Raw genomic sequence first — 12,428 nt, 5'->3', positions numbered from 1 at the left:
ATAGATATAGAATTTAACGTGAGTCAAGATAAAATAACTGGTAAAACCTACGATATCAATTTAGTGAAACGCATGAGTCGCTATATGCGGCCCTACCATGTGTCATTTTGGATATCGGTCGTTCTAACGATATTGTTGGCCGCTGTGGCGCCCGCTTTGCCTATGCTAATTCAGCATACATTAGATAACTATATTTTAAACTTCGATACCAATGGGTTGTCCCTCATGCTGATAGCGATGTTGGCATTGGTTATCCTGCAGACCTTGATTCGTTATTACCATACCTTAATGACAAATACCTTGGGGCAGTCGGTCATTCGCGATATCCGGATTCAGGTATTTAACCACATTGTTCAACTCCGGCTCAAGTATTTTGATCGTACGGCATTGGGAAAACTGATTACACGTACCATTTCTGATCTGGAGACTCTTTCCAATATTTTCTCTGAGGGCTTGATCCAGATTATCGGTGATTTATTGCAGCTGGTCGTTATTCTGGTTGTGATGTTTTACTCCGATTGGAAGCTAACATTGATTGTTTTAATTCCCATGCCTTTGATGGTGGCAGCAACTTATGTGTTTAAAGAGGCGATGAAATCTGCTTTTATTGATGTGAGGAAATGGGTTTCCAATTTAAATACCTTTTTGCAGGAACACATTACGGGAGTCGGGATTATCCAATATTTTGCGCGTGAAAAGCAGGAAATGGATAAGTTTAAAGAAATTAATGCGCAACATCGCAATGCACATATTCGAACCAATTGGTACTTCTCTATCTTTTTTCCTGTTTTGGAAATTATCATGGCCATTGCTTTGGGATTATTGGTGTGGTTTGGTTCCAAACAAATTATGGGTGATGTGATCTCTCCGGGTGTAGTTGTGGCCTTCATCATGTATATCAATATGATCTTTAGGCCCATTCGGGAACTTATTGACAAGTTCAATACACTTCAAATGGGCATGGTGAGCGCTGAACGTATTTTTGAAGTCTTGGATACCGATGAAAAGACGCCTAATTTGGGGACGTTGAAACCCGCACATATCAAAGGAGAGATTGCTTTTCGCGATGTTTGGTTTGCTTATAATGAGGAAAACTGGGTTCTGAAAGATGTTAACTTCAATGTTAATCCGGGCGAGACCTTAGCTTTAGTTGGGGCTACTGGTGCTGGAAAATCTTCTACCATCAATATTCTAAGCCGGTTTTATGAAATCAATAAGGGCGAAATTCTACTGGATGGCCGTAATATCCGGGATTATGATCTTGATTATCTGAGAAATACCATTTCGACGGTATTGCAGGATGTATTTCTCTTTTCGGATAGTGTTATCAATAACATTACATTAGGTGATCCTGCAATATCTAGAGAGCAGGTGATCGAAGCAGCAAAGGAGGTGGGTGCGCATGATTTTATTATGCGACTTCCTGGGGGCTATGATTATGATGTGAAAGAGCGGGGAGCAACTTTATCTGCGGGGCAGGCACAATTGATTTCTTTTATACGGGCTTTGGTACACGATCCTCGGATTCTTATTTTGGACGAAGCGACTTCTTCTGTTGATACCGAAACGGAAGAAATGATCCAACATGCAATTGATAACCTCATGAAAGGAAGAACATCGATTGTTATTGCCCACCGCTTGTCCACCATTCAGAAGGCGGACAAGATTATTGTGTTGGATAAAGGCGAAATCAAGGAAATCGGAACGCATCAGGAATTGCTATCTTTCGATGGTTATTATAAAAAACTATACGACTTACAGTTTCATTCCGCAGGGATTTAATTAAGCGATAATACTCTCTTTGGGGATAGTTTCTTCGTCTTCGATACGTGTATTTGCTTTAATTTCTGAACCTCGACCGACTAGAACGTTTGCTCCGATTGAGACATTTGGGCCGATGTTGACAAAATCTTCAATAATGGTGTTGCTTTCGATAACGGCGGAACCGGCAATAACGCAGTGGTTGCCTATTTGTACATCTGGAGCGATCGAAGCGCCTGGGAGAATAATGGTGCCTTCACCAATTTCGGCTCTTTTTGATACGTAGGCTTTAGGATGGATGAGGGTCTGGAAGTTCCAGTTTGCGTTTTCTGACACAATTCTTTGGCGAAGACCAGGATTCTTGACTGCGACAAAGAAATTTTCTTCCGTGCCTTTTGATTCATGATGAAGTTGAACCTCATAATCAAATACATCTTCAATTAGTAGCGATTTGTCGATAAGACCACCAATTTCAATCGCTAAATCTTCTGCTACATCTACCGCAGTTTTAGCATGAGCGGTTGCTCCATATATGTATAACATGGTATTTTTTTTTCGCAAAGATAAAGCTTTCTAAAAAGAAGCCCTTTGATATGATGTAAAAAAATACAACAAAATGTCAGGTTTGATTGTTTTGGTGTTTATAGAGCTGTAGGGTTGGTTGTTTTTTCGGTCGCAATTATATTGCATATGAAAATCAATTTATCTAAGTTTGTTGATATACAAAAATTAAACTATGATTCAACGTATCCAAACTGTTTATTTGCTGATAGCAGGATTAGTCATATTTGGCTTGTTTCTATTTCCCTATGTTAATTATAGCGATTTAGTGGGTTTAGGAAAGAATGTGAAGGTGACTGGTGTGTATAGTGTTGCTGCTGGCCAGTCTGTACATGAGGGGGGATTTGGTTATATTCTCCAGACCGTGGTGACCGTGTTATTGGGAGGACTTCCGCTATTTACGATATTTAAATTTAAAAAGCGTAAAGTTCAACTTTTGCTTATATGGGTGGAGATTGTGGCGATCATCTTATTTGCAATCTGGTTATACTCGTCTGCAAGTACTCATCTTGCCACCGTGAGCCAGTTTTTAGGTGCCGGGAATATCGGGGTAGGTTTCTTTTTGTTGCCAATTTCGATTATTTTCTGTGCGTTAGCGATGGGTGGAGTACGTAAAGATGAAAAGTTGATCCGATCTGCCGATCGATTGCGAGCATAATTTTAAGACAATAAAATAATACGAGTTAAAGCCACGAAGATCGTGGCTTTTTTAAATATAATATGATATGAATGTTTTTTTTAGATATGTTGTTGTCTTGATCCTCTTTCTTGGAGGTGGGCTTGTAAAGGCTCAGTCGGCAGATTCATTGCTGGTTTTTGACGATATTCAATTCGATGTGCGGGAATTTCACTTCGATGAGGGTAAGAATGAACTGGTGATCAATTTGTTTGCGATATCTTATAGTACCGATCCACGAGAATATAAAATGAACACCTTTTCCACGCAAGTGTTGGATCAGAAGAAACAACCCCATTTCTTTTCAACGATTCAGATGGGAAATGTTTTGGTTAAATTTGAAGATAAGCAGAATTATCTGCACTATTTGCTAGAAGAAGATAAGCCTGTGGATATACAGGTCATTGTTAAGGATTGGAAGAAAACGGATAAGCCGGATCTGATTAAACTGGTGTTTGAGAGTAGCACGGAAGAGGGGGAGTTTTTGGAAGTTTCTATTCCATTAAAGAAATAGATTTTGGCTCTTGAGCAAAAAAGCTTCAAAGTTATACTTTGAAGCTTTTTTGATTATTCAATATTATCGATTGTATCTGATCTGCTGTTTGTCCATCATACCCATTTGGTCTTTCATCATTTTGATCTGATCGGCCAATAATTTGTTTTTATCTGCTTTTTTCGCTTCTTGAAGTAGTTTTTCGGCTTCACGCTTGTTGCGTTTTGCCATTGCTACACCTGCCAGGCTTAATTTTGCTAAAGCGATATTATGATCCATATGTAAGCCCAACGCCAATGCCTTCTTAAAATATTTTTCGGATTGCATAGGTGCGCGTTGTGATTCGATCAGTCCGATCAGCATATTGTAGTAACCGTGCTGTTGTGGGATCAATTGCTTTTCGTAGTTGGTGATTTTACGTAGCCATTTTTCAGCTGCGGCCATATTTTGTTTACGCATATACCATTGCGCAATCAGCATATATTCGTGGAAAAATACAGTAACAAAGCCTAAGATCGTGATCAGGATACCTAAGATTCCCCATCCCCAATTTCCAGTCCAGAATAAGGCAACTGTTCCGATCAGCAATGCACTGCAAATAATGATTCTAACGAGATTTGACATAAATCTTTGTTTAAAATATTTGTATTCAATTTAATTCTGCAAATATCCGTTAATTTCATCGTTTAAGCAACTCGTTCAGGTGGTTATTTTGTAAAAATGTGTTTTTCCCCCTGAAGAGGATATGGATAAACAAGATGTGCTCGTGTTTTTTTGCTGTAGTCCCTTAAGAAGAGCTTATGTGGATAAATTTGCCTTTATATGCAACTTTATTTATGTTTGGGGTATGGAAAAGCAATACGATGATTCTTGGGCTCCTGTGCTAAAGCCTTTGTTTGGTCAGCCTTATATGAAACAGCTGTCTACTTTTGTGCAAGAAGAGCGTCAGAAAACGAAAGTGTTTCCACCGGCAGATCTGGTGATGAATGCTTTTAAGCTGACGCCATTGGACCAGGTAAAAGTAGTTATCTTAGGGCAGGATCCTTACCATAATGATGGGCAGGCGCACGGCTTGTCTTTCTCTGTGCCAGAAGGGATTGCTTTGCCGCCATCCTTAAAAAATATCTTTAAGGAATTGCAAGACGATATACCCGGTTTTGTTGAGCCGCGTGCTGGCGATTTGACCTATTGGGCCAAACAGGGTGTACTGTTGTTAAATGCGACATTGACAGTGCAGGCGCATCTGGCAGGCTCCCATCAGAAGAAAGGTTGGGAGATTTTTACAGATAGTATTATTCATGCCATTTCGGAGCGTTGTGAACATGTCGTATTTCTGTTGTGGGGAAGTTATGCCCAAAAGAAAAGTGTGCTCATCGATGCGAAGAAGCATCTTGTGCTAACGGCGGTTCATCCATCACCGTTATCTGTCTATCGTGGTTTTTTTGGTAGTAAGCATTTTTCACGTGCAAACCAATATTTGATGGAACACGGTAAAGCCCCAATTGATTGGCGCCTGGTTTAAGTTTTGTCTTGCGTTAAATAAACATCATTGCCGGTGATCGTCGCATGGAGCAAATGCGTCCAAAAGCGAGATTCCGGTAATGATATTTTTGATCGACTTATTCCTTCGTTTAATATTCTACCTAATATTCTAAAGGAATAATTGGTTCTTTTTTGCTGGTTGACATAATCATCATGGTTTGGAATGTCTTTACAAAAGGTATTTTGGAGATTTTTTCCATGATGACACCTTCATAAGCTTTAATATCTTTTACGTAAACCTTGAGGATGAAATCACAATTGCCTGTAACGTGGTGGCATTCGGTTACCTCGGGTATCATTTTGACAGCAGCAACAAACTCAGGGATAGCGTTATGTGTATGGAAATCGAGTGAGATCTGGATAAACGATTTGATTCCAAGTCCCAGTTTCTCCTCGTCTACAAAAGCATGGTAACTTTTGATGAAGCCAGAGTTTTCCAGTTTTCGTACACGCTCTAAAGTTGGTGCGGGAGATAGTCCGATGCTAGATGCGAGTTGCAAATTAGTTATACGACCATTCTCTTGTAATAGTTTAAGAATTTTTAAATCTGTTTTATCCGGTGCAAAGGGCATATCTTAAGTCTTAATAATCAATAGTATTTGTAAATATACAAAATTATATTTGGAAATTTAAAAATATACAAAATTATTGATGATTAATAGATTTTAGTTATACTGTATGTGTTTAGTTATAATTTTAATCGATGTAAAATCATTTGACTGTCATAATCGATTGAAATGTGCTCATTTTAATGAAATGGAGTGATAAATGTCATTTTTTTATTAAAAATGCCTTTGTAAGGTGCTATTAAATGCTGTTTTATTGGCTTTGAAATTGTAACTTTGCAGTTCGATAGGTGCGGAGGTGAAGCCCTCCCAAATTAGTTAAACCGTGAGAGCGCAATATGAGTACTAAAGACGACGATTTGTTAAAAGAGCTGGAGCTCGAAGAATATAAATACGGGTTCACGACAGATATCGAAATGGAAATTGCAGCCAAAGGCCTTACTGAGGATACGGTTCGTTTTATTTCGGCAAAAAAGAATGAACCTGAATGGCTATTGGAATGGAGATTAAAAGCTTTCCGTCATTTCTTGACGTTAAGAATGCCTACTTGGCAGAATTTCAAAGCTCCTGAAATTGATTTTCAAGAGATTTCCTATTATGCAGCCCCAAAAGCAAAACCACAGCTTAATTCGATGGATGAGGTTGACCCTGAGTTGATTGCTACCTTTGAAAAACTGGGGATTCCTTTGGATGAGCAAAAAGTATTGGCAGGAGTTGTGGCGGTAGATGCTGTCTTTGACTCGGTATCTGTCAAAACAACGTTTCGTGAGAAATTAAAAGAACAAGGTGTTATTTTCTGTTCATTTGGTGAGGCCGTGCAAGAGCATCCTGACCTGGTGAAAAAATATTTGGGTACAGTGGTTCCACAGACGGATAACATTTATGCAGCGTTGAATTCTGCAGTATTTTCGGATGGATCCTTTGTTTATGTTCCAAAAGGTGTTAGATGTCCAATGGAATTATCTACCTACTTCCGTATCAATGCACAGAATACCGGACAATTTGAACGCACGTTGATCATTGCAGATGAGGGAGCTTATGTTTCTTATTTGGAGGGATGTACTGCACCTATGCGTGATGAAAACCAGCTGCATGCTGCGGTAGTAGAATTGATTGCCGAACGCGATGCTGATATTAAATATTCTACCGTGCAAAACTGGTACCCTGGTGATAAAGATGGAAAAGGTGGTATTTATAACTTTGTAACCAAGCGTGGAATCTGTAAAGGTGATAACAGTAAAATCTCCTGGACACAGGTAGAAACTGGTTCTGCAATTACATGGAAATACCCTGGTGTGATTTTAAAGGGTGATAACTCTATTGGCGAGTTTTACTCTGTGGCCATGACACGTAATTATCAGGTAGCTGATACAGGAACGAAGATGGTTCATTTGGGTAAAAACACGAAATCTAAAATTATTTCTAAAGGTATTTCTGCCGGTAAGAGCCACAACAGTTATAGAGGTTTAGTGAAAATCGGCCCAAATGCAGACAACTCACGTAACTTTACCCAATGTGACTCCTTATTGATCGGTGATAAATGTGGGGCACATACATTCCCTTATATCGAAAATAGAAATAAGACAGCCAAATTAGAGCATGAGGCGACTACTTCCAAAATCGGTGAAGACCAAGTATTCTATTTGAATCAACGTGGTATCGATTCTGAGAAAGCTGTTGGTTTAATTGTCAACGGGTATGCAAAGGAAGTATTAAATCAATTGCCAATGGAGTTTGCTGTAGAGGCTCAAAAATTATTGGCAATTTCATTAGAAGGTTCAGTAGGATAGATAAAAAATCATTGGGAATGTAGTTTATGATGCTACATTACACCATACTCAATACGAATAAAATGTTAAGCATTAAAAATTTACATGCGTCTGTAGAAGACAAACAAATATTAAAAGGGTTAAACCTAGAAGTAAAAGCTGGAGAAGTTCATGCGATTATGGGACCAAATGGTGCTGGTAAAAGTACATTGGGTAATGTATTGGCCGGACGTGAATCCTATGAAGTAAGTGAAGGTTCTGCACTATTGGACGGTGTAGATTTATTGGATCTTTCACCTGAGGACCGTGCACGTGAAGGGCTGTTTTTGGCTTTTCAATATCCTGTTGAAATTCCGGGCGTATCGAATATCAATTTCTTGAAAACAGCTGTAAATGATATTCGTGAGTATAAAGGCCTTCCTCCAATGGAAGCGAAGGAGTTTTTACAAATGGTAAAAGATAAGCAAAAATTGGTTGAATTTTCGGCTAATTTGGCTAACCGCTCTTTAAATGAAGGATTTTCCGGTGGTGAGAAAAAGCGTAACGAAATTTTTCAATTAGCGATGTTGAATCCGAAATTATCTATTTTGGATGAGACAGATTCTGGTTTGGATATCGATGCCCTTCGTATCGTTGCAAATGGCGTGAATCAATTGCGCTCTAAAGACAATGCTTTTATTGTTATTACACACTACCAACGTTTGTTGGATTATATCGTTCCAGATTTTGTTCACGTATTGTACAATGGCCGTATCGTGAAATCGGGACCTAAAGAATTGGCTTTGGAGCTCGAGGAAAAAGGATACGATTGGTTAAAAGAATATGATACACAAAACGCCTAATCTTTTACCTGAGTAAATAGGATTGGAAGAGAATTTTGGCGATTTGATTAAAAAATAACATGAGTACATTAGTTTCAGAATCATTACTTCAACAAGTGTTGGGAGCTTTCAAAGAGCAAGGCGTTTCAGACGAACCTTCGTTTTTCGTGGAGGCCCGCCAACTTGCATTCGAACGTTTCGAAGCAGCAGGCTTTCCCACCGTTAAGAATGAAGAATGGAAATATACAAACATCCACAGTATTATCAATAAGCCTTATGCGCTTGATGTCGATGTGGATATCGAAGGCTTAGACTTTAGTGCAGGGGAGATTCCTCAGTTGGATGCTTACCGCATTATCTTGGTGAACGGTCAGTATGTGTTGGCGGTAAGTGAATTAGAAAATGTGAAGGGACTGTCGGTTATTCCAATGGATGAAGCCACTTCAGAGCCTGCATTTGAGAGCCATTTTGCTAAATATGCGGACAAGTCAGACAATATTATGGTCGCATTGAATACGGCTGCTTTTACAAATGGTGTTTTTATCCATTTGAAAAAGGGAGTTGTACTTGATAAACCAATACAGATTATTCATGTCGCTACAGGAAAAGAGGATTTCTTTGCACAAACACGTAATTTGATCGTTGTCGAGCCAAATGCAGAACTTGAATTGATCGAAAGCTTTATCACTGCAGAAGGTACCGCAAATAATGTGCACAATAAGGTCTCTGAGATTATCGTCAAAGAGAACGCTAAAGTACAACATTATTATTTGCAGCTCGCAGAATCTGTAAGTCGTTACTTTAATCATACAGAGGTATACCAAGAAAAAGATAGCCTTTATAATAATTACAACTGTAATTTTCCTGGCGCCTCGTTTATCCGTAACAATATCAATGTTCGCTTGGATGCAGCGCATGTGGAGAGCCATTTATATGGAATCAATTTAACTGCAGGTGATCAATTGGTCGATAATCATACCATCGTAGACCACCTTAAGCCACATTGTGAGTCTTACGAATGGTATAAAAATATTACACAGGACAAATCCGTTGCAGTTTTCAATGGAAAAATCTTTGTGCGTGAGGATGCTCAAAAAACAAATGCTTTTCAGCAGAACAATAATATGTTGATGTCAGACAATTCGGCGGTTTATACCAAACCGCAACTGGAGATCTTTGCAGATGACGTAAAATGTTCACACGGATGTACCATCGGTCAGTTTGATAATGAGGCCTTATTTTATTTGAGAGCAAGAGGAATTGGTGAAGAATCTGCCCGTATCCTGTTGGTACATGCATTTGCATTTGACGTAACTACACGTTTCTCTAATGAGGTTGTTCGCAAATATGTTGAAGAACTTGTGGAAGAAAGCCTAAGAACAAATTAAATCCATTTAGGATTATATAGCTATAAAAAATGGCGTTTACCGTATCGGTAAACGCATTTTTATAGAAACAATTGGATCTGTGGTATCTTTCTGTGGTTTTGTACGACCATGTACTTGTCTTTATATACAATTTACGCTTATAAACCTTGGGTTTTATAGCGTGTTCGCTTTTTTCTTGTTAAGCCTCTATCGATAAATAGATAGGAGGGCCTCTTTATATTAGTATATTGGGTATTATCTTTTTTCGATGGTCCAATTAGGAGGCTGGAAAAAAAGAAAGGGTAGTACTATCAAACAGAAAAAGCTTCCAAATTTTGGAAGCTTTTTTAGAGCGAAAGACGAGATTCGAACTCGCGACCCCAACCTTGGCAAGGTTGTGCTCTACCAACTGAGCTACTTTCGCGTTGATGCTACAAAAGTAAGGCATTTATTCGTATTCTGCAAGAGAAAAAACAAAAAATGTTAACTTAAATTGATCGCATCAACACAATTAATACCGTCTATAGCCGCTGAAATGATGCCTCCGGCATAACCTGCACCCTCACCACAAGGGTAAAGTCCTTTGACCTGAGGGTGTTGTAAATCTTCTTTATTTCTAGGAATCCGAATAGGTGAAGATGTGCGTGATTCTACACCAACCAAAATGGCTTCATTGGTATAATACCCTTTCATCTTTTTGCCAAAGATTGGCAGTGCACCGCGTAATGCTTCGTGAACAAAAGCAGGTAGCACTTCGGTGAGATCTGCAGAGGCTGTTCCGGGCTTGTAGGAGTTTTCTGGCAGATCCATCGATACACGCCCTTCGACAAAGTCGATCATACGTTGTGCGGGAGCAACAAGTTTACCGCCACCTACGGCAAAAGCCTTTCGCTCGATCTCTTTCTGAAAATTAAGTAATGCAAAAGGATCCTTATGTGCATTGGCAACGTCCTCAAGGTTAATCTGAATAACGGTACCTGAATTGGCGTGCGGATTATTTCGTTTGGATGGGGACCATCCGTTGACAACGATTTCATCTAAATCTGTTGCACAGGGAGCGATAACGCCACCTGGGCACATGCAGAATGAAAATACCCCACGGTCATTAACCTGCTCAACCAAACTATAATATGCAGGGGGTAAATGCTCGCTTCTAACCTGACAATGGTATTGCGCCTGATCAATGATTGACTGCGGATGTTCGATGCGCACACCCAATGCAAAGGCTTTGGCTTCGATCAGCCAGTTATTACGGTGAAAAAGCTCAAAAATGTCCCGTGCAGAGTGTCCTGTTGCTACGATGACGTGATCGGCCTTAAATTCTTCGCCGCTGGCTAACTTGACACCGCGCACATGACCGAAAGATTCTAAAATGTCGTCGACACGTTGATCAAAATGAAATTCGCCGCCAAATTCAATAACACTCTCACGCATTGCTTCAATAATATGCGGTAGTTTATTTGTGCCAATATGTGGCCGTGCATTGACTAGAATATCTGTCGTAGCACCATGGGAGACAAAAAGATTGAGCACTTTGTCTACATCACCTCTTTTATTGGAACGTGTATATAGTTTCCCATCGGAGTAAGTTCCGGCCCCACCTTCACCAAAACAGTAGTTTGATTCGGGATTTACGATGCCTTCCCGGTTCAGCTTTGCGAGATCGCGCCTACGGTCTTGGACCTTTTTACCGCGTTCGATTACAATTGGTTTGAGCCCACGCTCAATGCAGCGAATAGCCGCAAATATGCCGGCAGGGCCTGCTCCAATAATAATAACGGATTTGCCGTCTTTGACAGACTTGAAATTATTTTCGTAGATTTCAGGAACAGGCAGTTCATCGATATAGTAGATAACCCTTGCCCGGTAGACCACCTGCTTGCTTCGGGCATCAATTGAACGTTTCCGGATTTTATAACCTTTGATTTGCTGGGGTTGAACGCGTAAAGCTTTTATGCCCTGCTGTATAATGTACTGTTCGTCCTCGATCCTTTCTGGAAGTATCGCAATTTCGATTTCTTTTTGCATAGTATGAGGGCTGGGTTTTTATCCCAAAACCGAGACAAAGTTAATGATTATTGGCTATTTGGAGATTTGGAAATAAAAATATTCTTATCTTAGTGAGAGCTTGGTATATGCTTTGATAGTGTAACCGTATAATTTGAATAGTATTTAATTCTTTGAACAATGAAAATTAAAAGATTTTTGGTCGCCCTATGTGGTTTATTTGCATTAGTATCATTAAACTCCTGTGGCTACAATACGATGGTCTCACAAGATGAGAATGTTAAAGGAAAATGGGCACAAGTTGAAAATGCGTATCAACGTCGTGCGGATCTAGTTCCAAATTTGGTTAATACGGTAAAAGGAGCGGCAAAGCACGAAGAAAGTACATTGACAGCCGTTGTAGAGGCAAGAGCTAAGGCAACTTCGGTAACGATTAATGCCGATGATTTGTCTGAGGAGAATATTGCCAAGTTTCAAAAAGTTCAGGATGAATTCAGCGGTTCGTTGAGTCGTCTTTTAGCGTCGGTTGAAGCTTATCCTGATTTGAAGGCAAATCAGAACTTTTTGGAATTACAGGCACAGTTGGAAGGTACTGAAAATCGTATTTCAACAGAACGTAGATCTTACAATGAAGCGGTACAGCAATACAATACCACCGTACGTAGCTTCCCGAATAATTTAATGGCGGGTATGTTCGGATTTAAGGCGAAAGGTACATTTACTGCAGCCCCGGGTTCGGATAAAGCGCCAACGGTATCATTCTAATAGTAAATTGTTAGTAATGAACAGGACGATGGATGATGCGGCTTTCGTAGAAGCACATCATCCATTTTTTTATCGTGTTTTAACTAGTTTTAGATACTTT

At 39.6% G+C, this 12,428-nt stretch carries 12 protein-coding genes and 1 tRNA gene; 8 read left to right on the top strand and 5 right to left on the bottom strand.

Annotated elements, in window-relative coordinates:
- The first annotated feature begins 18 nt into the window (after nt 1-18).
- Nucleotides 19-1,782 (top strand): ABC transporter ATP-binding protein, encoded by a 1,764-nt coding sequence (locus BV902_RS00215; RefSeq protein ID WP_075990267.1) that lies wholly within the window; start codon nt 19-21, stop codon nt 1,780-1,782.
- Here BV902_RS00215 and BV902_RS00210 read toward each other — a convergent pair whose 3' ends face one another.
- Entirely contained in the window at nt 1,783-2,304 is a 522-nt protein-coding gene (locus BV902_RS00210) for a PglD-related sugar-binding protein (protein WP_075990266.1), read from the bottom strand.
- 193 nt (nt 2,305-2,497) lie between these two features.
- On the opposite strand from BV902_RS00210, the gene BV902_RS00205 reads away from it, so the two are divergent.
- Nucleotides 2,498-2,980 carry a DUF4293 domain-containing protein gene (locus tag BV902_RS00205; RefSeq protein WP_075990265.1) on the top strand — a complete coding sequence of 161 codons (483 nt, stop codon included), beginning with the start codon at nt 2,498-2,500 and terminating at the stop codon, nt 2,978-2,980.
- A gap of 67 nt (nt 2,981-3,047) precedes the next feature.
- Entirely contained in the window at nt 3,048-3,512 is a 465-nt protein-coding gene (locus BV902_RS00200; protein WP_075990264.1) for a hypothetical protein, read from the top strand.
- Between the two features lie 63 nt (nt 3,513-3,575).
- Here BV902_RS00200 and BV902_RS00195 read toward each other — a convergent pair whose 3' ends face one another.
- Nucleotides 3,576-4,115, bottom strand: a complete 540-nt coding sequence (locus tag BV902_RS00195; protein WP_075990263.1) for a hypothetical protein — start codon at nt 4,113-4,115, stop codon at nt 3,576-3,578.
- Nucleotides 4,116-4,338: 223 nt separating this feature from the next.
- Here BV902_RS00195 and ung point away from each other — a divergent pair, with 223 nt between their 5' ends.
- Entirely contained in the window at nt 4,339-5,013 is a 675-nt protein-coding gene (gene ung / locus BV902_RS00190; RefSeq protein WP_075994550.1) for a uracil-DNA glycosylase, read from the top strand.
- A gap of 121 nt (nt 5,014-5,134) precedes the next feature.
- Here ung and BV902_RS00185 read toward each other — a convergent pair whose 3' ends face one another.
- On the bottom strand, nt 5,135-5,605 hold the full coding sequence (locus tag BV902_RS00185; protein ID WP_046673117.1) for an Lrp/AsnC family transcriptional regulator: 471 nt from the start codon (nt 5,603-5,605) through the stop codon (nt 5,135-5,137).
- Between the two features lie 332 nt (nt 5,606-5,937).
- Between BV902_RS00185 and sufB the strand changes: the two genes are divergently transcribed.
- The 3 genes from sufB to sufD all read left to right on the top strand — a co-directional run bounded on the left by sufB (nt 5,938) and on the right by sufD (nt 9,577).
- Nucleotides 5,938-7,389, top strand: coding sequence for a Fe-S cluster assembly protein SufB (gene sufB / locus BV902_RS00180; RefSeq protein WP_075990262.1), 1,452 nt, complete (start codon nt 5,938-5,940; stop codon nt 7,387-7,389).
- A 62-nt stretch (nt 7,390-7,451) separates the two neighbouring features.
- The gene (gene sufC, locus BV902_RS00175; protein ID WP_046673119.1) at nt 7,452-8,210 is read left to right on the top strand and encodes a Fe-S cluster assembly ATPase SufC; all 759 of its coding nucleotides are present in this window, start codon (nt 7,452-7,454) and stop codon (nt 8,208-8,210) included.
- A gap of 59 nt (nt 8,211-8,269) precedes the next feature.
- Nucleotides 8,270-9,577, top strand: coding sequence for a Fe-S cluster assembly protein SufD (gene sufD, locus BV902_RS00170; RefSeq protein WP_075990261.1), 1,308 nt, complete (start codon nt 8,270-8,272; stop codon nt 9,575-9,577).
- A gap of 330 nt (nt 9,578-9,907) precedes the next feature.
- Here sufD and BV902_RS00165 read toward each other — a convergent pair.
- Nucleotides 9,908-9,980, bottom strand: a tRNA-Gly gene (locus BV902_RS00165).
- A 59-nt stretch (nt 9,981-10,039) separates the two neighbouring features.
- Nucleotides 10,040-11,584: an NAD(P)/FAD-dependent oxidoreductase gene (locus tag BV902_RS00160; protein WP_075990260.1), complete on the bottom strand. Its 1,545-nt coding sequence runs from the start codon at nt 11,582-11,584 to the stop codon at nt 10,040-10,042.
- Between the two features lie 165 nt (nt 11,585-11,749).
- On the opposite strand from BV902_RS00160, the gene BV902_RS00155 reads away from it, so the two are divergent.
- Entirely contained in the window at nt 11,750-12,328 is a 579-nt protein-coding gene (locus BV902_RS00155) for a LemA family protein (RefSeq protein ID WP_046673163.1), read from the top strand.
- The last annotated feature ends 100 nt before the right edge of the window (nt 12,329-12,428 follow it).

The sequence above is a fragment of the Sphingobacterium sp. B29 genome, assembly GCF_001952815.1.
GTDB lineage: Bacteria > Bacteroidota > Bacteroidia > Sphingobacteriales > Sphingobacteriaceae > Sphingobacterium > Sphingobacterium siyangense.
Note: the sequence above shows the minus strand (reverse complement) of the source record. Positions and strands in the feature narration are given on the sequence as shown.

Bases quoted from the DNA above. Each gene is read 5' to 3' on its own strand.
- BV902_RS00210 (WP_075990266.1), bottom strand. From the start codon at position 2,304: ATGTTATACATATATGGAGCAACCGCTCATGCTAAAACTGCGGTAGAT.
- BV902_RS00205 (WP_075990265.1), top strand. From the start codon at position 2,498: ATGATTCAACGTATCCAAACTGTTTATTTGCTGATAGCAGGATTAGTC.
- BV902_RS00200 (WP_075990264.1), top strand. From the start codon at position 3,048: ATGAATGTTTTTTTTAGATATGTTGTTGTCTTGATCCTCTTTCTTGGA.
- BV902_RS00195 (WP_075990263.1), bottom strand. From the start codon at position 4,115: ATGTCAAATCTCGTTAGAATCATTATTTGCAGTGCATTGCTGATCGGA.
- ung (WP_075994550.1), top strand. From the start codon at position 4,339: ATGGAAAAGCAATACGATGATTCTTGGGCTCCTGTGCTAAAGCCTTTG.
- BV902_RS00185 (WP_046673117.1), bottom strand. From the start codon at position 5,605: ATGCCCTTTGCACCGGATAAAACAGATTTAAAAATTCTTAAACTATTA.
- sufB (WP_075990262.1), top strand. From the start codon at position 5,938: ATGAGTACTAAAGACGACGATTTGTTAAAAGAGCTGGAGCTCGAAGAA.
- sufC (WP_046673119.1), top strand. From the start codon at position 7,452: ATGTTAAGCATTAAAAATTTACATGCGTCTGTAGAAGACAAACAAATA.
- sufD (WP_075990261.1), top strand. From the start codon at position 8,270: ATGAGTACATTAGTTTCAGAATCATTACTTCAACAAGTGTTGGGAGCT.
- BV902_RS00160 (WP_075990260.1), bottom strand. From the start codon at position 11,584: ATGCAAAAAGAAATCGAAATTGCGATACTTCCAGAAAGGATCGAGGAC.